The 20,012-nt window shown below is 71.3% G+C and carries 14 protein-coding genes; 4 read left to right on the top strand and 10 right to left on the bottom strand.

The window, feature by feature from the left end; translation table 11 throughout:
- Positions 1 to 32: 32 nt before the first annotated feature.
- Both pruA and ACGFYQ_RS06520 read right to left on the bottom strand, forming a co-directional pair.
- The gene (gene pruA / locus ACGFYQ_RS06525; protein ID WP_393740575.1) at positions 33 to 1,664 is read right to left on the bottom strand and encodes an L-glutamate gamma-semialdehyde dehydrogenase; all 1,632 of its coding nucleotides are present in this window, start codon (positions 1,662 to 1,664) and stop codon (positions 33 to 35) included.
- A gap of 31 nt (positions 1,665 to 1,695) precedes the next feature.
- Complete coding sequence (locus ACGFYQ_RS06520; RefSeq protein ID WP_393740573.1) at positions 1,696 to 2,622, bottom strand: proline dehydrogenase family protein; 927 nt, start codon at positions 2,620 to 2,622, stop codon at positions 1,696 to 1,698.
- 160 nt (positions 2,623 to 2,782) lie between these two features.
- Between ACGFYQ_RS06520 and ACGFYQ_RS06515 the strand changes: the two genes are divergently transcribed.
- Positions 2,783 to 3,997, top strand: coding sequence for a PucR family transcriptional regulator (locus tag ACGFYQ_RS06515; RefSeq protein WP_393740571.1), 1,215 nt, complete (start codon positions 2,783 to 2,785; stop codon positions 3,995 to 3,997).
- A gap of 84 nt (positions 3,998 to 4,081) precedes the next feature.
- Here ACGFYQ_RS06515 and sigJ read toward each other — a convergent pair whose 3' ends face one another.
- Positions 4,082 to 4,999: an RNA polymerase sigma factor SigJ gene (gene sigJ, locus ACGFYQ_RS06510; RefSeq protein WP_393740569.1), complete on the bottom strand. Its 918-nt coding sequence runs from the start codon at positions 4,997 to 4,999 to the stop codon at positions 4,082 to 4,084.
- A 361-nt stretch (positions 5,000 to 5,360) separates the two neighbouring features.
- Positions 5,361 to 5,960, bottom strand: a complete 600-nt coding sequence (locus ACGFYQ_RS06505) for a TetR/AcrR family transcriptional regulator (RefSeq protein WP_393740567.1) — start codon at positions 5,958 to 5,960, stop codon at positions 5,361 to 5,363.
- A 102-nt stretch (positions 5,961 to 6,062) separates the two neighbouring features.
- On the opposite strand from ACGFYQ_RS06505, the gene ACGFYQ_RS06500 reads away from it, so the two are divergent.
- Positions 6,063 to 7,619, top strand: a complete 1,557-nt coding sequence (locus tag ACGFYQ_RS06500; RefSeq protein WP_393740565.1) for an MFS transporter — start codon at positions 6,063 to 6,065, stop codon at positions 7,617 to 7,619.
- A gap of 79 nt (positions 7,620 to 7,698) precedes the next feature.
- Here ACGFYQ_RS06500 and serA read toward each other — a convergent pair whose 3' ends face one another.
- The 6 genes from serA to ACGFYQ_RS06470 all read right to left on the bottom strand — a co-directional run bounded on the left by serA (position 7,699) and on the right by ACGFYQ_RS06470 (position 17,477).
- On the bottom strand, positions 7,699 to 9,288 hold the full coding sequence (gene serA / locus ACGFYQ_RS06495; RefSeq protein WP_393740563.1) for a phosphoglycerate dehydrogenase: 1,590 nt from the start codon (positions 9,286 to 9,288) through the stop codon (positions 7,699 to 7,701).
- A 300-nt stretch (positions 9,289 to 9,588) separates the two neighbouring features.
- Positions 9,589 to 10,590 (bottom strand): ketol-acid reductoisomerase, encoded by a 1,002-nt coding sequence (gene ilvC, locus ACGFYQ_RS06490; RefSeq protein ID WP_362393913.1) that lies wholly within the window; start codon positions 10,588 to 10,590, stop codon positions 9,589 to 9,591.
- Between the two features lie 139 nt (positions 10,591 to 10,729).
- Positions 10,730 to 11,254 carry an acetolactate synthase small subunit gene (ilvN, locus tag ACGFYQ_RS06485; RefSeq protein WP_267824446.1) on the bottom strand — a complete coding sequence of 175 codons (525 nt, stop codon included), beginning with the start codon at positions 11,252 to 11,254 and terminating at the stop codon, positions 10,730 to 10,732.
- 31 nt (positions 11,255 to 11,285) lie between these two features.
- Positions 11,286 to 13,172 carry an acetolactate synthase large subunit gene (locus tag ACGFYQ_RS06480; RefSeq protein WP_393740560.1) on the bottom strand — a complete coding sequence of 629 codons (1,887 nt, stop codon included), beginning with the start codon at positions 13,170 to 13,172 and terminating at the stop codon, positions 11,286 to 11,288.
- Between the two features lie 204 nt (positions 13,173 to 13,376).
- Positions 13,377 to 16,256, bottom strand: a complete 2,880-nt coding sequence (locus tag ACGFYQ_RS06475; protein ID WP_393740558.1) for a putative bifunctional diguanylate cyclase/phosphodiesterase — start codon at positions 16,254 to 16,256, stop codon at positions 13,377 to 13,379.
- Between the two features lie 273 nt (positions 16,257 to 16,529).
- The gene (locus tag ACGFYQ_RS06470; protein WP_393740556.1) at positions 16,530 to 17,477 is read right to left on the bottom strand and encodes a 2-hydroxyacid dehydrogenase; all 948 of its coding nucleotides are present in this window, start codon (positions 17,475 to 17,477) and stop codon (positions 16,530 to 16,532) included.
- 81 nt (positions 17,478 to 17,558) lie between these two features.
- Between ACGFYQ_RS06470 and ACGFYQ_RS06465 the strand changes: the two genes are divergently transcribed.
- Both ACGFYQ_RS06465 and ACGFYQ_RS06460 read left to right on the top strand, forming a co-directional pair.
- Positions 17,559 to 18,566, top strand: a complete 1,008-nt coding sequence (locus ACGFYQ_RS06465; RefSeq protein ID WP_393740554.1) for an aldo/keto reductase — start codon at positions 17,559 to 17,561, stop codon at positions 18,564 to 18,566.
- A 169-nt stretch (positions 18,567 to 18,735) separates the two neighbouring features.
- Positions 18,736 to 19,974, top strand: a complete 1,239-nt coding sequence (locus ACGFYQ_RS06460) for a PQQ-dependent sugar dehydrogenase (protein ID WP_393740552.1) — start codon at positions 18,736 to 18,738, stop codon at positions 19,972 to 19,974.
- Positions 19,975 to 20,012: the final 38 nt, after the last annotated feature.

Below are 20,012 nucleotides of genomic sequence, written 5' to 3'. Positions count from 1 at the left end.
CGGAGCGGGGGCGGGGTTCAGCCGGGCTGGGATCAGCCCATGTGGGGGTAGCCGTACTCGGTCGGCGCGACCAGGGTCTCCTTGATGGAGCGGGTCGAGGTCCAGCGCTGCAGGTTGGTCGCGGCGCCCGCCTTGTCGTTCGTGCCCGAGGCACGGCCGCCGCCGAAGGGCTGCTGGCCGACCACGGCGCCGGTGGACTTGTCGTTGATGTAGAAGTTGCCCGCCGCGAAGCGGAGCTTCTCCATCGCGTCCGCGGCCGCGTACCGGTCCGCCGCGATGATCGAGCCGGTCAGGGCGTACGCCGAGACGGACTCCATCTGGGCGAGCATCGCGTCGAAATCGGCGTCCTCGTAGACGTGCACGGCGAGGATCGGGCCGAAGTACTCGGTCGTGAAGACCTCGTTCTCCGGGTCGGTGCACGCGATGACGGTCGGGCGGACGAAGAAGCCCTCCGAGTCGTCGTACGTGCCGCCCGCGACGACCTCGCAGGTCGGGTCGGCCTTCGCCCGGTCGATCGCGGCCTTGTTCTTCGCGAACGAGCGCTCGTCGATGACGGCGCCGATGAAGTTGGTCAGGTCGCGGACGTCACCCATGGCGATGCCGTCGACCTCGGCCGCGAAGGCCTCCTTGAAGCCGTCGTTCCAGATCGAGGCCGGAACGTAGGCACGCGAGGAAGCCGAGCACTTCTGGCCCTGGAACTCGAAGGAGCCGCGGGTCAGCGCGGTCTTCAGGATCGCGCGGTCCGCGGACGGGTGCGCGACGACGAAGTCCTTGCCGCCGGTCTCGCCGACCAGGCGCGGGTAGGACTTGTACTTCTCGATGTTGTTGCCGACCGTCTTCCACAGGTACTGGAAGGTCTTGGTCGAGCCGGTGAAGTGGATGCCGGCCAGCTCGGGGTGGTTGAGGGCCACCTCGGAGACGGCGATGCCGTCGCCCGTCACCAGGTTGATGACGCCCTTCGGCAGGCCGGCCTCCTCCAGGAGCTCCATCAGGAGGACCGCGGAGTGGGTCTGCGTCGGGGACGGCTTCCACAGGACCACGTTGCCCATCAGGGCGGGGGCGGTCGGCAGGTTGCCGGCGATGGCCGTGAAGTTGAACGGCGTGATCGCGTAGACGAAGCCTTCGAGCGGGCGGTGGTCGCTGCGGTTCCACACGCCGGCGGAGTTCGCGACCGGCTGCTCGGCCAGGATCTGGCGGGCGAAGTGGACGTTGAAGCGCCAGAAGTCGACGAGCTCGCACGGGGTGTCGATCTCGGCCTGCTGCGCGGTCTTCGACTGGCCCAGCATGGTGGAGGCGGCGAGCTTCTCGCGCCACGGGCCGGACAGCAGCTCGGCGGCGCGCAGGATGATCGCGGCGCGGTCGTCGAAGGACATCGAGCGCCAGGCCGGGGCGGCGGCGAGGGCGGCGTCGATGGCCTCCTGCGCGTCGGCCTGGGTGGCGTTGGCGTAGGTGCCGAGCACCGACTTGTGGTCGTGCGGCTGGACCACGTCGAAACGCTCGCCGCCGCCCATCCGCTTGACGCCGTTGATCGTCATCGGGAGGTCGATCGGGTTCTCGGACAGCTGCTTGAGCTGCGTTTCGAGCCGCGCGCGCTCCGGGGTGCCGGGGGCGTACGAGTGGACCGGCTCGTTGACCGGAGCGGGGACCTGGGTCACAGCATCCATGGGGCTGGTAACTCCTTGACCTAGTTCTTGGCTAGTTCTTGGTGATCATCGAGCGGAGGAAGAACAGCAGGTTGGCCGGCTTCTCCGCGAGGCGGCGCATGAAGTAGCCGTACCAGTCGGTGCCGTACGCGGTGTAGACCCGCATCCGGTGGCCCTCGGCGGCCAGCCGCAGGTGCTCTTCGCTGCGGATGCCGTACAGCATCTGGAATTCGTACTCGTCCAGTTTGCGCCCGGCCTGGCGGGCGAGCTCCTGGCCGATGGCGATGAGCCGCGGGTCGTGGGACCCGATCATCGGGTAGCCCTCGCCCTCCATCAGGATCTTCATGATCCGGACGTACGCCTTGTCGATCTCGCCCTTGTCCTGGTACGCGACCTCGGCGGGCTCCTTGTAGGCGCCCTTCACGATCCGGACGCGGCTGCCGGCGGCTGCCAGGCGGCGGGCGTCGGCCTCGGTGCGGAACAGGTAGGCCTGGATCACGCAGCCGGTCTGCGGGAAGTCCCGGCGCAGTTCCTCGTGGATGGCGAACATCGAGTCGAGGGTGGTGTGGTCCTCGGCGTCGAGCGTCACCGTGGTGCCGATGGCGGCGGCGGCCTCGACGACGGGGCGGACGTTGGCGAGGGCGAGCTCGTGGCCGCCGGGGAGGGCCTGGCCGAACATCGACAGCTTGACCGACATCTCGACGGTCTCGCCGAGGCCGAGCTCCGCGAGGCGCTCGATGAGCTGGAGGTAGGCGTCACGGGCGGCGTGCGACTGCGCCACCTCGGTGATGTCCTCGCCCACGACGTCGAGGGTGACCTCCAGGCCCTTCCGCGTGAGGTCCTCGACGATCGGGATGACCTGGTCGACGGTCTCGCCGGGGATGAACCGGTTCACCACGGGCTTGGTCACCGGGGCGGCAGAGACGATACGACGCATCTTGTCGCTGCGCGAAGCGGCGAGGATCACGGGACCCAGCACGGGGGCACCTCCAGCGGGTGGCAGAAGAAAAGCGCAAGTAAAACCACCGTGAAACCTAAGGATCGGTTTGATCCTCTGCCATCGACAGCTGTCACGCATCCGTGGCCCCGATCTCATACATCTGTCTGAAGAGCCGGTGCCGGGGTGGGAGAATGCTCGGGTGAAGGGCGATTACCAGGACCTGGTGGACGAGATCTCGGCGCTGCTCGGCGCCCCGGCGACCCTGGAGAACCGGGACTTCCGGCTCATCGCCTTCGGCGCCCACGACAGCGACGACGATCAGGCGATGGACCCGGTACGGACCCGCTCGATCCTGACCCGCCAGTCGACCGCGGCCGTCCGCTCCTGGTTCGAGGGCTTCGGCATCGCCCGCGCCACCGGTCCGGTCCACATCCCGGCGGCGCCCGAGGCCGGGGTGTTCCGGGGGCGGATCTGCCTTCCGGTGCGGTTCCGGGGCATCGTGCAGGGCTACGTGTGGCTCCTCGACCAGGAGCCGGGCCCGGGTCCGGCGGAGCTGGCCGCGGCCATGGAGGTGGCCCAGCGGATCGGGGTCCTGCTCGCCGAGGAGGCGAAGGCGGGGGCGGACCTGTCGCGGGAGTTCCTGGCGGTGCTCACGGCCGGGCGGGGCTGGCAGCAGGACATGGCGGTGGCCGCACTGCGGGTCGCCCTGGGCCCGGGCGGGGACGGTCTGCACGCGGCGGTGTGCGTGGCGCCGTGGTCCGGGGAGGCTCCGGCGTCGGTGCCGGGCGCGGCGGCGCTGTGCGTCGTACCGCGGCACGGCGGCGATGCCGCGGGCGGGGTGGCGGGCGCGGGCGGCGACGCGGGCGGAGGCGGCCTGGCGCTGGCGGTCCTGCTCCGGCTGCGCTCGACGGACGCGCTGGCTCCGGCCCTGACGGCGGTGGCCCGGCTGCTGCCGCGCGCGACGGGACCCGCCACGGACAGCGGGGCGGCGGCCCCGAGGACCGTGACCGCCGGGGTCGCCGATCCCTTCCGGACCCTCGCGGCACTGCCCGACGCCTGGGAGCAGGCCGTCGCGGCGGCCCGGGCGGCCGCCGCGCAGCCCCGGTTCGGCCCGGTCGCCCAGTGGTCGGCGATCGGCCCGTACCGGCTGCTGGCGGCCCTGGCCGCCGACCCGGTGGACGATCCGGCGACGCGCGCCCTGCTGGGCCCGGCCCACCGCGAACTCGCCCGTACCGCCGAGGTGTTCCTGGACTGCGCCGGCCAGGCGGGCCGCGCCGCGGCGGCCCTGGGCATCCACCGCCAGACGCTGTACTACCGCCTCGCCCGGGTGGAGCAGCTCACCGGCCTCGACCTGGACGAGGGCGAGGACCGGCTGCTGCTCCACATGGCCCTGAAGGCCGCCCGCCTGGGCTGACCGCGGCCCGATCCCGGGCCGTCACGGTCTGACGGACCGCCGGACCGCCGGACCGACGGACCGACGGCGCCGACGCGCCGCTGGTCACGCGATCTGCCCGGCGGCGAAGGCGAGTTTGCCGGGGTTGAGGACCGTGCGGACCCCGACGACCAGGCCCTCCCGGACCTCCGGTACGACGACGCCGACCAGCGCCCCGTCCGCGAGGAGGAGGGCCGCCGGCTCGCCGTTCGCCTCGCCCGACTCGATGCTGAGGAGTGCCGCCTCCGGCCGGGCCCCCAGGCCCAGCAGGAAACGGAGCACCTTCGCACGTCCGGTGACCGGCCGGCGTGCCGCGGACACCTGGCCGCCTCCGTCGGACCAGGCGACCACCTCGTCGGCGAGCAGCCGCTCGAGGCCGGCCACATCGCCTCCGAGGGCGGCGGCGAAGAAGCGCTCGACGATCTTCGCGCGCTGTCCGTCGTCGACGTCGAAGCGCCTTCGCGGGTGGCCGAGCCGTTCGCGGGCCCGGCGGTGCAGCTGCCGCGAGTTGGCCTCCTCGATGCCCACGGCCTCGGCGACCTCCCGGTGGCTGTGACCGAACGCCTCACGCAGGACGAACACCGCCCGTTCGGCCGGAGTGAGCCGCTCCATGAGGGTGAGCAGCGCGAGCGACACCGACTCGCGCTGTACGACGCTCTCCAGCGGGCCGAGCGGTTCCGCGGCGCCGGCGCCGGCGTGGGTGAGCACCGGCTCGGGCAGCCAGGGCCCGACGTACGTCTCCCGGCGGGCGCGGGCGGAGGTGAGCCGGTTGACGCAGAGGTTCGTCATGACCTTGGTCAGCCAGGCGACCGGGACGAGGACGGAGCCGGGCTCGGCGGCGTTCCAGCGCAGGTACGTGTCCTGCACGACGTCCTCGGCCTCGCTCGCCGACCCGAGCATCCGGTACGCGAGCGAGAAGAGCCGGGGCCGGTGCGCTTCGAACTCCGCGGCGGATTCCGCGGCTTCGGCGGCTTCCGTAGTCATGTCCGTAGCATGCCACGCGCATCAGGGGGCTTCGCCAGGCGGCAGCGGGGGCGCCCGTCGCCGCGTCGAGGAGGATCCTGCCGCCCACCGGCCGGGGCAGCGTGACCGGGACGCTCTGCGGGCACAGGACGGCCACGCAGCCCTCGCCCGGCCCCAGTTGGCCGCCGGGCCTCCCCCGCGCTCAGCAGCGGCAGTTCGAGCTCGCCGCCGTCGGACCGGCGGATCGGGGTGGCCGGCGCCGCCGGACCGCACGCCGCTCGCCTGACGTTCGATGCCATAGCTCTCGCCATCGCGACTCCCCCTCGTCCCGGGCCGATCCGGGGGTGGGACGGGCGGCGCCCGGCGGCGGTTCGGGCTCCGCTTACTCCGGCCCCCCGGCCGGCTCCGGCCGCGAGTGCTTCAGTCCTTCGGCCGCCGCCCGCATGCCCTCGGTGAACTCCTCCGCGCTCGCCGCCGTCTTCGGGTCGAACAGCCACTGGATCATCAGGCCGTTCAGCAGCGCCTGGTAGAAGGCCCCCAGCGTCCGCTCCTCCCGCTCGGTGATCTCCTCCTCCGGGGTGCCGGTCAGCATCGCGATCAGGCCGCGGCGCCCCTCGGCCTGCGAGGCCGCGAGCATCGCCCGCAGGTCCGGCATCCGGTCACGGCTCAGCGCGACCTCCAGGCTGGCCGACCAGACCGGACCGGCCTCCTCGCGATGGGTGAGGAAGCCCTCCCAGACCGCGCGGAACCGTTCCAGCGAGCCGCCCTCCCCCTGGACGCCGTCCTGGAAGACGGCGCCCAACTCCTGCATCAGAGCGATGAAGGCTTCGGTGAGCAGGGCGTCCTTCGAGCCGTAGTGGTAGCCGATGGAGGCCAGGTTCGCGCCCGAGGCCTTCACGATGTCGCGCGCCGTGGTGCGCACGAATCCCTTCTCGACCAGGCACTTCTTGGCGCCTTCGAGCAGATCTTCACGATGTCCCATGGCGCCACGGTAGCAAGACGCATGTCATAGACGGAAGTTTCAGACGCATGTTCCATACGATCGTCATAGACAAACGTTTATGACGTCTGTACATTGCTTCTCATGACGAACCCCGCCGCCACAGCGCGCCTCGCCGGCCGCCGCGAATGGACCGCCTTCACCGTCCTCGTGCTGCCGCTGCTCCTGGTCTCGATGGACGTCTCCGTCCTCTACTTCGCCATCCCCGCCATCACCGAGCAGCTCGACCCGAGCGCCACCCAGCAGCTCTGGATCTTCGACAGCTACGCCTTCGCCCTCTCCGGCCTGCTGATCACGATGGGCTCGCTCGGTGACCGGATCGGCCGCCGCAAGCTGCTGCTGATCGGCGCGACCGCCTTCGGCCTCGCCTCGGTCGGCGCCGCCTACGCCACCAGCGCCGAGATGCTCATCGCCTGCCGCGTCCTGCTCGGCATCGGCGGCGCGACCCTGATGCCCTCCACGCTGGCCCTGGTACGGAACCTCTTCCAGGACGCCAAGCAGCGCGGCCAGGCCATCGCCATCTGGTCCGGGGCCATGACCGGCGGTATCGCCCTCGGCTCGGTCATGAGCGGAGTGATGCTGAATCACTTCTACTGGGGCTCGGTCTTCCTCATCAACGTGCCCGCGATGCTGCTCCTGCTGGTGCTGGTCCCGGTCCTGGTCCCCGAGTTCAAGGACCCGGCCCCCGGCCGCTTCGACCTGCTGAGCGTGCCGCTGTCCATGGCCGCCGTGCTGCCGGTCGTCTACGGGCTCAAGGAGATCGCCGCCGAGGGCTTCGAGCCCCTCTACCTCGGCTGCCTCGTCGTCGGCCTGGCCTTCGGGTTCGTCTTCGTCCGCCGCCAGCGCACCCGTGAGGACGCCATGGTCAGCCGGGCGCTGTTCCAGGGCCGCGGGTTCGGCGCGGGCGTCGGCCTCAACACGATCGCCGCCTTCGCCATGATGGGCTCGGCCTACTTCACCACCCAGTACCTCCAGTCCGTGCTCGGCATGGGCACCCTGGAAGCCGCCCTGTGGAGCCTCGCCCCCTCGGTCGTCATCGGCGCCGCGGCGCCGATCTCCGCCGCCCTGGCCCAGAAGGTGGAGCGGGCCTACGTCATCGCCGGCGGGTTCGTCCTCGCCGCCGCCGGATTCGCCCTGGTCAGCATGGTCGACACCGACTCCCTGTGGCTTCTCCTGACCGGCGCCGGCGTACTGGCCTCGGGCATCGTCACCGTCATGTCCCTGGTCTCGGACATGGCCCTCGCCTCGGCCCCCGCCGAGAAGGCCGGTTCCGCCGCCTCCCTGCTGGAGACGGGCCAGGAGTTCGGCGGCGCGCTCGGCATGGCGGTACTGGGCAGCCTGGGCACCGCGGTCTACCGCAGCGACCTGGCCGGCTCCGAGCCCGCCGTACGGGAGACCCTGGGCGGGGCCGTGGCCACCGCCCACCAGCTCGGCGGGGCGGCCGGCGAGCAGGTCCTCACCCTGGCCCGCGAGGCCTTCGTCCACGGAATGCAGTACGCGGCCTGGGGCGGTACGGCGCTGCTGCTCGCGGCGGCGGTGCTCGCCGCGGCTCTGATGCGGGGTGTCGAAGCCCCTGCCCCGCCCGCGGCGGAGCGGGCCCCGGCTCCCGGAAACGGCGTGCAGGAGCCGACGTACAACTGATTCCGGCGTACGGGGTGAGCGGTGGAACGCGAAAGGGCCCGGGGGTCTCCCCCCGGGCCCTTCCCCTGTGTCCTGCGGGTCAGCCGAGGCTGACCGTGCGCGCCGAGACGGCGCCGATCTCGGTGGCGATGTCCGCGAGGACGTTCGCCGGGACCTCGGCGTCGACGGTCAGGACGGCGAGCGCCTCGCCGTGCTCCTCGGCGCGGGCGACCTGCATGCCCGCGATGTTCAGACCGGCCTCGCCGAGCAGCTGCCCGACCTTGCCGACCACGCCCGGGCGGTCGGTGTAGCGCAGCACGACCATGTAGTCGGCGAGCGCCAGGTCCACGTCGTACTCGCCGATGCCGACGATCTTCTGCAGGTGCTTCGGGCCCGCGAGCGTGCCGGAGACCGAGACCTCCTGGCCGTCGGACAGGGTGCCGCGGACGGTCACCACGTTGCGGTGGTCCGGGGACTCCGAGCTGGTGGTCAGGCGGACCTCGACGCCGCGCTCCTGCGCGAACAGCGGGGCGTTGACGTAGGAGACCGTCTCGTCGACGACGTCCTCGAAGACACCCTTGAGCGCGGAGAGTTCGAGCACCTTGACGTCGTGCTGGGTGATCTCGCCGCAGACCTCGACGTCGAGGCGGACCGCGACCTCGCCCGCGAGGGCGGTGAAGATGCGGCCGAGCTTCTCGGCGAGCGGCAGGCCCGGACGTACGTCCTCGGCGATGACGCCGCCCTGGACGTTGACCGCGTCCGGCACGAGCTCACCGGCGAGCGCGAGGCGCACCGACTTGGCGACCGAGACGCCGGCCTTCTCCTGGGCCTCGTCCGTGGACGCGCCGAGGTGCGGGGTGCAGACGACCTGGTCGAGCTCGAAGAGCGGGGAGTCCGTGCAGGGCTCCTTCGCGTACACGTCGAGGCCGGCGCCGGCGACGCGGCCCTCCTTGATGGCCGAATACAGCGCGGCCTCGTCCACGATCCCGCCGCGGGCGGCGTTGACGATGCGGACGGACGGCTTCACCTTGTGCAGGGCCTCGTCCCCGATGAGACCGAGGGTCTCGGGGGTCTTGGGGAGGTGCACGGTGATGAAGTCGGCGACCTCCAGCAGCTCGTCCAGCGTCAGCATCTTGACGCCCATCTGGGCGGCGCGCGCGGGCTGGACGTAGGGGTCGTACGCGACGACCTTCATGCCGAAGGCCGACATGCGCTGGGCGACCAGGACGCCGATGCGGCCGAGGCCGACGACGCCGAGGGTCTTCTCGCTGAGCTCGACACCCGTGTACTTGTTCCGCTTCCACTCGCCGTTCTTCAGGGCGGTGTTGGCCTGCGGGATGTTGCGGGCGGTGGCGACGAGCAGGCCGCAGGCGAGCTCGGCGGCGGTGACGATGTTGGAGGTCGGGGCGTTCACGACCATCACGCCGGCCTTGGTGGCGGCGGAGACATCGACGTTGTCCAGGCCGACACCGGCGCGGGCGACGACCCTCAGCTTCTTGGCGGCGGCGATGGCCTCGGCGTCCACCTTGGTGGCGGAGCGGACGAGGATCGCGTCGACGTCGACGATCGCGGGGAGCAGCTCGGCGCGGTCGGCGCCGTTGCAGTGCCGGATCTCGAAGTCCGGGCCGAGCGCCTCGACGGTGGCAGGCGACAGCTCTTCGGCGATGAGTACGACAGGTTTCGAGCTCACGTGGGTCCTCACAAGTCCAGTGCGGACGGCCGTCCCGACGGCCGCAGGCGGTGGAGGGGGTAGCCGCGTGGAAGACGCACGACACTGTGGGCCTGACGCGTATGTGTTGAGCAGTGTAGTGGCGCCGACGGGCCGGATTTCCGCCTGTACGGAAGGATCACCCTTCCGTGGTTGGCCGGGTTGGACAACCCGGGCTCGCAGATGCCGCGCGCCCGGCCTTCCCGGCCGTCCGTGATGTACGGCGGGGCCCGGTGCGGCGGGGGCCGGGACGCACCGTCCCGGCCCCCGCCGCACACGCGATCAGCTCTCGCTGCTGTCGACCCAGCTCATCAGCTTGCGCAGCTTCTTGCCGGTGGTCTCCAGCAGGTGCGCCTCGTCGGCCTTCTTGTACTCGTTGTACTTCGGCAGACCGGCCTTGTACTCGGCCATCCAGGTGTTGGCGAACTCGCCGCTCTGGATCTCCGCGAGGACCTTCTTCATCTCGGCCTTGGTGGCGTCGGTGATGACGCGGGGGCCGGTGATGTAGTCGCCCCACTCGGCGGTCTCGGAGACCGACCAGCGCATCTTCTCCAGGCCGCCCTCGTACATGAGGTCCACGATGAGCTTCAGCTCGTGCAGGCACTCGAAGTACGCGATCTCCGGCTGGTAGCCGGCCTCGGTCAGGGTCTCGAAACCGGCCTTGACGAGGGCGGAGGCGCCACCGCAGAGGACGGCCTGCTCACCGAACAGATCGGTCTCGGTCTCCTCGGTGAAGGTGGTCTTGATGACGCCGGCGCGGGTGCCGCCGATGCCGGCCGCGTACGAGAGCGCGAGGGCGAAGGCGTTGCCCGAGTGGTCCTGCTCGACGGCCGCGATGCAGGGAACGCCGCGGCCCTCCTCGTACTGGCGGCGGACCAGGTGGCCCGGGCCCTTCGGGGCGACCAGGGCGACGTCCACGTTGGCCGGGGGCTTGATGAAGCCGTAGCGGACGTTGAAGCCGTGGCCGAAGAAGAGCGCGTCGCCGTCCTTGAGGTGGTCCTTGATGGACTCCTCGTAGATCTCGGCCTGCAGCGGGTCCGGGGTCAGGATCATGATGACGTCGGCCCACTCGGCGGCCTCCGACACGGAAACGACCTTCAGGCCCTGCTCCTCGGCCTTGGCCTTGGACTTCGAGCCCTCCTTCAGGCCGACGACGACGTCGACGCCGGAGTCACGGAGCGACAGCGCGTGGGCGTGGCCCTGGCTGCCGTAACCGATGACCGCGACCTTGCGGCCCTGGATGATGGACAGGTCGGCGTCGTTCTCGTAGAACAGCTCGGCCACTGGGATATCTCCTTGGTGCGCTGGTGTTGCACCCACCGTACGGCGGGGAACGGAATCTGAGTCTGTCGGTCTCGCCATGCGAGCGTGAGCGTGTCCGACGTGTCTTGCGTGTCTTTTGCGTGAGGCGGTGTCAGGCCCGTCAGGCGCTGCGGTCGAGCGCCCGCAGGCTGCGGTCCGTGATGGACCGTCCGCCACGCCCTATGGCGATCGTGCCGGACTGCACGAGCTCCTTGATGCCGAAGGGCTCCAGCATCTTGAGCATCGCGCCGAGCTTGTCGGTGCCGCCGGTGGCCTCGATGGTGACGGCCTCCGGGGAGACGTCGACCGTCTTGGCGCGGAACAGCTGGACGATCTCGACGATCTGCGACCGCGTCTCGTTGTCGGCGCGGACCTTCACCAGGACGAGTTCGCGCTCGATCGCGTTGTGCGACTCCAGCTCGACGATCTTGAGCACGTTGACCAGCTTGTTGAGCTGCTTGGTCACCTGCTCCAGCGGGAGGTCCTCGACGTTCACGACGATGGTGATGCGGGAGATGTCGGGGTGCTCCGTGACACCGACCGCGAGGGAGTCGATGTTGAACCCGCGGCGGGAGAACAGCGCGGCGATCCGGGCGAGGATGCCGGGCGTGTTCTCGACCAGGACGGAGAGCGTGTGCTTGGACATGTGAGGCGTTCTCTCTCTCGGCTCTCTCGGCTCAGTCGTCTTCGTTGTCGCCGAAGTCGGGACGGACGCCCCGGGCTGCCATGACCTCGTCGTTGGAGGTGCCGGCGGCGACCATCGGCCACACCATGGCGTCCTCGTGGACGATGAAGTCGATGACCACCGTACGGTCGTTGATCGCGTTGGCCTCGGCGATGACCTTGTCCAGGTCGGCCGGGTCCTCGCAGCGCAGGGCGACACAGCCCATGGCCTCGGACAGCTTGACGAAGTCCGGGACGCGGGTGCCCTTGCGGGGGGCGATCGACTCGCCCAGCTGGGAGCCGACCGCGTCGTGGCCGGTCTCGTCCGCGTGCAGCACCGTGCTGGAGTACCGCTGGTTGTAGAACAGCGTCTGCCACTGGCGGACCATGCCCAGCGCACCGTTGTTGATGATCGCGACCTTGATCGGGATGTTGTTCAGCGCGCAGGTGACCAGTTCCTGATTGGTCATCTGGAAGCAGCCGTCGCCGTCGATCGCCCAGACCGTGCGCTCGGGCATGCCGACCTTGGCGCCCATCGCGGCCGGGACCGCGTAGCCCATGGTTCCGGCGCCGCCGGAGTTCAGCCAGGTGCGGGGCTCCTCGTACTTCACGAAGTGCGAGGCCCACATCTGGTGCTGGCCGACGCCCGCCGCGAAGATCGTGCTCTTCGGCGCGAGCGCGCCGATCCGCTCGATGACCTGCTGCGGCGAGAGGCTGCCGTCCGCGGGCAGGTCGTAGCCCAGCGGGTACGTGTCGCGCCAGCGGCTGAGGTCCTTCCACCAGGCGGTGTAGTCGCCCGCGTTGCCCTCGGTGTGCTCGGCCTGGACGGCCTGGATCAGGTCGGCGATGACCTCGCGGGCGTCGCCCACGATCGGGACGTCGACCTCGCGGTTCTTGCCGATCTCGGCCGGGTCGATGTCCGCGTGGATGACCTTCGCGAAGGGGGCGAAGCTGTCCAGCTTGCCGGTGACGCGGTCGTCGAAGCGGGTGCCGAGAGCGATCAGCAGGTCCGACTTCTGCAGCGCGGTGACGCCGGTGACCGAACCGTGCATGCCGGGCATGCCGACGTGCAGCGGGTGGCTGTCGGGGAAGGAGCCGAGCGCCATCAGGGTGGTCGTGACCGGAACCCCGGTCAGCTCGGCGAGGACCTTCAGCTCGGCGGTCGCGCCGGACTTCATGACGCCGCCGCCGACGTAGAGCACCGGGCGCTTGGCCTGGCAGATGAGCTTGGCGGCCTCGCGGATCTGCTTGGCGTGCGGCTTGGTGACCGGCCGGTAGCCGGGGAGGTCCATGGCGGGCGGCCACGTGAAGGTGGTCTTCGCCTGCAGGGCGTCCTTGGCGATGTCGACCAGGACCGGGCCCGGGCGGCCGGTGGCGGCGATGTGGAACGCCTCGGCGATCGTCCGGGGGATGTCCTCGGCCTTGGTGACCAGGAAGTTGTGCTTGGTGATCGGCATCGTGATGCCGACGATGTCCGCCTCCTGGAAGGCGTCGGTACCGATCGCCTTGGAGGAGACCTGGCCGGTGATCGCGACGAGCGGGACGGAGTCCATGTGCGCGTCGGCGATCGGGGTGACCAGGTTCGTGGCGCCCGGGCCGGACGTGGCCATACAGACGCCGACCTTGCCGGTGGCCTGCGCGTAGCCGGTGGCGGCGTGGCCGGCCCCCTGCTCGTGGCGGACCAGGATGTGACGGACCTTCTTGGAGTCCATCATCGGGTCGTACGCGGGAAGGATGGCGCCGCCCGGAATGCCGAAGACGGTGTCGCACCCCACCTCTTCGAGAGAGCGGATGAGGGACTGCGCACCCGTGACGTGCTCAACGACGGCGGACTGCTGTCCGCCGGAACGGGGCCGCGGCTGCGGATGGTGGGCCCCGGTGGCCTGCTCGGTCATCGGCATTCTCTTCTCGAAGCTGAGGGTTTTACGAGGATTCGACTCTGTGCCAGTGCAACAAAAAACCCCTCGTGCCTGGAGGCAAGCGAGGGGAGCGCGTCGGGTGCGTTGAGCGGGGACATGCTGGTCCCGGCTTCAGCCGACGCGCTTTCCAAGTACGAGAATTCGGGTGCGCATGGCATTGACCCTCCCTCCGGCGGGAGGGTGATGTCAAGTAGGTGGGACGGGCGTCTCATTATGTGAGCCCCTATGGATGGCCATCGATCCCCCTGGCGAACCACCGGCCAGGGCGGGCTGCACCGCTCCACCCGGTACTGGGAAACTACCGCGCACGAGGGCACGCCGCAGCCTGTATTCGTCGAGTGGCCCGGAGAAGGCCATTCCCTGGCCATGGGTGCACCCCATGGCGCGCAGGGCCATGACCTGCTCGGGGAGATCCACCCCGTCGGCCACCGACTGCATGCCCAGGTCGTTTGCGATCCGCAACAGACCTGCGGTGATCTTGTGCAGCCGGGCGGACTCGACGACGCCCTCCACGAGCCCCCGGTCCAGCTTGAGCATGTCCACCGGGAGGCGGCGCAGGGCGCTGATCGCCGCGTAGCCGCTCCCGAAGCCGTCCAGCGCGATTCCCACCCCGAGCCGGTGCAGGGCCGTGAGGCGGCGCTCCAGGTCGTCGAAGGGCACTCTGGGGTCGGAAACGGCGAGCTCCAGGACCAGGGCCCCGGAGGGCAGCCCGTGCCGGGTCAGCAGGGCCTCCACGGAGCCCACGGGGACGGCCCGGTCGAGGAGCCGCTGGGCGGTCATCCGGACGGCCACGGGCACGTCGTGCCCGGCTCGGTGCCGGTCGGCGGCCTGCTCCACGGCCTGCTCCAGCAGCCAGCGCCCCAGCTCGGCGGTCCGCGACGCCTCCTTGCCGGCCGTGGCCGCGGATCCCTCGCTGCACTCCGCCACCCGGAGGAACTCGGCCGGGGTGAAGAGGATCCCCTTGGCCGAACGCCAGCGTGCCTGCGCGGCCACGGCGGAGACCTCTCCGGTGGCCAGTGAGACGACGGGCTGGTGCAGCAGGGCGAACTCGCCCTCGTGCAGTGCGGTCCGCAGCCGCCCCGCCAGCTCGGCCTTGCGGACGACCTCGGCCTGCATCTGCGGCGCGTACATCTCGACGCGGTCCTTGCCTCCCGCCTTGGCCCGGTACATCGCGAGATCCGCGTTGCGCATCAGGTCCGAAGGGGTGATGCCGGGGTCGGCGAAGGCCACGCCGATGCTGGCGGCGACCCGGACCTCGTTGCCCGCGATCCGGTACGGCTGGGAGAGGGTGGTGCGCAGCCGGTCGGCGATCTCGCGGGCATGGTACTCGCGGGCGCTGCGGTCGCGGCTGCCGTCGCCCAGGATCAGCGCGGCGAACTCGTCGCCGCCGAGGCGGGCCGCGGTGTCCCCGGCCCGGACCGAGTCCTGGAGCCTGCGCGCGGCCTCGATGAGCAGCTCGTCGCCGGCCTGGTGGCCGATGGTGTCGTTGACCGCCTTGAAGCCGTCGAGGTCGATGAAGAGCACGGCGGTGCTGTGGTCGCCGGCGCGCCGGCCGGTCAGGGCCTGGCGGACGCGTCGGGTGAACAGGGCCCGGTTGGGCAGGTCGGTCAGCGGATCGTGCTCGGCGCTGTGCTGGAGCTGCGCCTGGAGGCGGACCCGCTCGGTGACGTCCCGGCTGTTGAGGATGAGCCCGCCCTGGTGCCGGTTGACGGTGGACTCCACGTTGAGCCACTCCCCGTCGCCCGACTTGAAGCGGCATTCGATACGGGTGGTGGGCTCCTCGGCCGGCGGCGCGGCGAGGAAGCGGCGGACCTCGTGGACCACCCTGCCGAGGTCGTCGGGGTGGATCAGGGTGGCGAGCTCGGTGCCGACCAGCTCCTCCGCCTCGCGGCCGTAGACCCCGGCGGCGGCGGGGCTCACGTAGCGCAGGGTCCCGGTGGGTGCGGCGATCATGATGACGTCGCTGGAGCCCTGGACCAGGGAGCGGAAGTGGTTCTCCTTCTGGGCCAGTTCCTGCGTCAGCGCGATGTTGTCGAGGAGCATGATGCCCTGGCGGATGACGAGGGCGAGCACGACGGTGCAGCCGGTGAAGACGACCATCCGGTCGACCTTCCGGCCGTCCACGACGTTGTAGAGGATGCCCAGGGTGCACACGGCGGCCGCGAGGTACGGGGTGAGGGCGGTCAGCGAGCCGGTGATCGGGCGGCTGTGCGGGCGTTCCACGCGCGGGGGGCCGACGGGCTCCGGTCCCGGGTGGATGCGCCGGGCGCCCCAGGGCGCGTACGCGAGGAGCAGCGAGCCCGCGAACCAGCCGGCGTCGAGCAGCTGTCCGGACTGGTACTCCGCGCTCAGCAGCGGCGAGGTGAACAGGGCGTCGCTGAGGACGGTCAGGGCGAGCGCGGCGATGGCGGTGTTGACGGCGGAGCGGTTGGTCTCGGACCGCCGGAAGTGCAGGACCAGGACCATCGAGACCAGCGCGATGTCCAGGAGCGGGTAGGCGAGGGAGAGTGCGGCGCGCGGCACGCTGCCGGGAGCGCCGGACTGGGCGGTCCGCGCCGCGTGGGCCAGGGCCAGGCTCCAGGAGAGGGTGAGCAGGGAACCGCCGATGAGCCAGGAGTCGAGCCCGAGGCACACCCAGCCGGCGCGGGTGACCGGGCGTTTGGCGAGGACGAGGAGGCCCACGATGGCCGGCGGGGCGAAGCAGAGGAAGGCGAAGTCGGCGAGCGAGGGCTTCGGCACGGCTTGGCCGAGGACCACCTCGTACCAGCCCCAGACCGCGTTGCCGCCGGCCCCCATGAGGGAGGAGAAGGCGAAGAGCAGCCAGGCGGGCCGTTCACGGCTGTCGATCGCCCGTGCGTAGGAGTAGCAGGAAACCGCGGCGAGCAGTCCGGCGGCACTGAGCCCGAAGTCACCCATGATCTCGGCGACTTCCTCCGATCCCCAGTTGAGGGCCGCGCCGACGGCGTACCCGCCGCAGACCACCGCGAGGAGCAGCTGTATGGCCAGGCACTTGCCGCCGCCCGAAAGGGACGGACGGTTCAGGAGCGCCGCCCCCGGGGCACTCACCGGCCCCCCTTGCGGGCTGGTTCCGGCGCACCCCATCGTCGCCTCCGGCGGCTGTACCGCGTCGGATCCTTCGTCCATTGGCCGTGCATCGCCCGTCGCCCCCCAAAGTGTCCGATCACTCCCCAGCGCCAGACGTTCGTGGCGCAGCCCCTTCTTCCGGACGATACACCACTTTCGTCACTCAGCGACATACCTTCTCTACGCTCCGTTACCACGAGAAGGGGTGTACCCACGGGGTGCATTCGAGTGACTTCGGAGCGTGCGCAGCGTGCGTCACTCGGTGATCAACACCGTGTGTTCCACGGGCTCTCCGGCGGCGAACCGGGTGAGCTGGCGCGCCAGCAGGCGCTTGGCACGCGGCTCGAAAGCCGAGCTGCTGCCGCCCACATGAGGCGTGATCAGGACATTCGGAGCATGCCAGAGCGGGTGGCCCGCGGGCAGCGGCTCCGGGTCGGTGACGTCCAGCGCCGCGCGCAGCCGGCCCGATTCGACCTCCGCCAGGAGGGACTTGGTGTCGACGACGGGGCCGCGCGCAACGTTCACGAGCAGGGCGCCGTCCTTCATGCGGCTCAGGAATTCGGCTCCGGCCAGGCCGCGGGTGGCTTCGGTCAGCGGCGTCGTGAGGATCACCACGTCGGCCCGCGGCAGGAGTTCGGGCAGGTCGGCCAGGGCGTGGACGGGCCCGCGCGGCGACGTCCGCGCCGAGCGGGCGACGCGGGCGACCGGGCCGCACTCGAAGGGCACGAGCCGGTCCTCGACGGCCGAGCCGATCGATCCGTAGCCGACGATCAGGACGGACTTGTCGGCGAGGGCGTCGTAGAAGCCCCCGCGCCACTCCTCGCGGTCCTGGCCGCGGACCATGCCGGGAATGCCGCGCAGGGAGGCGAGGACCAGGGCGAGGGCGAGCTCGGCGGTGCTGGCCGTGTGAACCCCGACGGCGTTGCACAGCCGTACGCCGGGGCGCAGGGCGCCGAGGCCGCCGAGGACGTGATCGATGCCGGCGGTCAGGGTCTGGACGACCTCGACGACGGGCATGGCCGCCAGCGGGCGCACGGTGACCTCGGGGGACCCCATGTAGGGGGGCACGTAGAAGACGCAGTCGGCGGGATCGGCGGGGAAGGCGTCCTCGCCGTCCCAGAGGCGGTACCGGAAGGAGTCGGGCAGGCCCTCGATCTCCGCGGCGGGGAAGGGGAGCCAGACGTCCCGGTTCTTTGCAGTCATGATCACGAGGCTATGCCAAGCCATCGCGATCAAGCCGTTACTTTGTTTGCCGGACCGGGAGGGGCGGGAGGGGACGCGGGAGTGGAGCGCAGGTCGATCGGGGCGGGAGCGCTGACGGTGGGCGCCGTCGGGCTCGGCTGCATGCCGATGAGCTGGGCGTACGCGCCTTCGCGCCGGCGGGGGCAGGAGTCGGAGGCGGCGGTGCACACGGCCCTGGACCTGGGGTCGAACCTGCTGGACACGGCCGATGTGTACGGGCCGTTCACCAATGAGCTGCTGCTGGGGCGGGTCCTGCGGGAGCGGCGGTCCGAGGCGTTCGTCTCGGCCAAGGTCGGGCTGCGGGCGGGCGACCAGCACGTGGTGGCCGACGGCCGGCCCGGCTATCTGCGGCGGGCCTGCGACGCCTCGCTGCGGCGGCTGCGGACCGATGTCATAGACCTCTACCAGCTGCACCGGGTGGATCCGGAGGTGCCGGTGGAGGAGACCTGGGGGGCGATGGCGGAGCTGGTGGGCGCGGGGAAGGTGCGGGCGCTCGGGTTCTGCGCGCTGGGGGCGGGGGCCGGGCCGGGGGCCGGCCGGCGCGGGGACCGGGCGTACGGGACGACCGTGCGGCACCTGGAGCGGGCGCAGCAGGTGTTCCCGGTGAGCGCGGTGCAGGCGGAGCTGTCTGTGTGGTCGCCGGAGGCGGCGTGGCAGCTCCTGCCGTGGTGTGAGGCGCGCGGGGTGGGCTTCCTGGCGGCGATGCCGCTGGGCAGCGGGTTCCTGACCGGGACGCTCACCCCGGGCGAGGGCTTCGAGTCGGAGGACGTGCGGGCCAGGCATCCGCGGTTCACGGCGCACGCGATGGCGTCGAACCAGGCGCTGGTGGCGGGGCTGCGGCGGGTGGCGGGGCGGCACGGGCCCGAGGTCACGGTCGCACAGGTGGCGCTGGCGTGGGTGCTGGCGCAGGGGCCCCAGGTGGTTCCGGTGCCGGGGGCCGACCGGGCGCGGTGGGCCGCGGAGAACGCGCGGGCCGCGGAGGTGCGGCTCACGGCCGGGGACCTGGCCGAGATCGCTGCCCTTCCGGTCGCGGTGGGGGCCTGGGACTGACCGGGAGGGGGGCAAGGGTCGGGTCGGGGGCGAGGGTCGGGTCGGGGACCCGGGCGGGGCCCGGCCCACAACCACTCGATCGGGTGTACGAGTGGTGGAACTTCGGGAACCTCTGCGGCTGTTGAGACGGGTGAAGGGGCAGGATCGGAGCACGGGAAGGGAGCAGGCGATGCGTTACGGAAGTTCTCGCGGGCGGCAGGTGGGGTACGAGGGCCCGGGCGCGCGGCGTCGGAGCGTGTTGACGGCGGTCGCGCTGGCGGGGTGCGGCGCCCTGCTGGCGGCGGGATGCTCGCCGGCGGGCGGCCCCGGCGCGGTGCCGGGCAGCTCTCCACCGGGCACGGCCCCGGCCGGCTCCGGATCACCCGGCCCGTCGGGGAGCCCGTCCGCCTCACCGGAGGCATCGGGCCCGCCGGCCAAGGGCGCGGTGACGGTGACGGGCGAGGTCGCCAAGGGCTTGGAGTCCCCATGGGGGGTGGCCCCGCTGCCCGGCGGGGACCTGCTGGTCGCCTCCCGGGACAAGGGGACGATCAGCAGGGTCGCGGCGGGCTCGGGCGCGGTGACGCAGATCGGCAAGGTGCCGGGGGTGGCCCCCGGCGGGGAGGGCGGGCTGCTGGGTCTCGCCCTGTCGCCGTCCTTCGCCTCGGACCGGCTGGTGTACGTGTACTTCACGACGGAGTCCGACAACCGCATCGCCCGGATGCGCTATGACGAACAGAGACCTGCCGGGCAGCAACTGGGCGCTCCGGACACGGTGTTCCGGGGCATCCCCAAGGGTCTCGTCCACAACGGCGGCCGGATCGCCTTCGGTCCGGACAAGATGCTCTACGCGGGGACGGGCGAGACCGGTGACAAGGGGCTCGCGCAGGACAAGAAGTCGCTGGGCGGCAAGATCCTGCGGATGACCCCGGACGGGGATCCGGTGCACGGCAATCCCGAGGCCGATTCGGTCGTCTACTCGTACGGGCACCGCAATGTGCAAGGCCTCGCGTGGGACAAGGACAAACGGCTGTGGGCGGCCGAGTTCGGCCAGAACACCTGGGACGAGCTGAATCTGATCGAGCCCGGCGCGAACTACGGCTGGCCGGAGGCCGAGGGAAAGGCGGGCAGACCGGGCATGCGGGACCCGGTGGCCGTGTGGAAGACCGACGAGGCCTCCCCGAGCGGGATCGCCTGGGCCGAGGGGTCGGTGTGGATGGCCGGGCTGAAGGGCCAACGGCTGTGGCGGATCCCGCTGGCCGGGGCGGAACTCGCGGCGGAGCCCGAAGCGTTCCTGGAGGGGAAGTACGGGCGGCTGCGCACGGTGCTGGCGCTCGGCGGGGACAAATTGCTGCTGGTCACGAGCGAGACGGATGGGCGCGGGTCGCCGGAAGCGGGCGACGACAGGATCCTGACACTGACGGTGCGATAGCCGGCCCGGACAGGGCCTTGGCCCCCGCGGGGGACGAA

The sequence above is a fragment of the Streptomyces sp. NPDC048258 genome (genome assembly GCF_043201995.1).
Lineage (GTDB): Bacteria > Actinomycetota > Actinomycetes > Streptomycetales > Streptomycetaceae > Streptomyces.
Note: the sequence above shows the minus strand (reverse complement) of the source record. Positions and strands in the feature narration are given on the sequence as shown.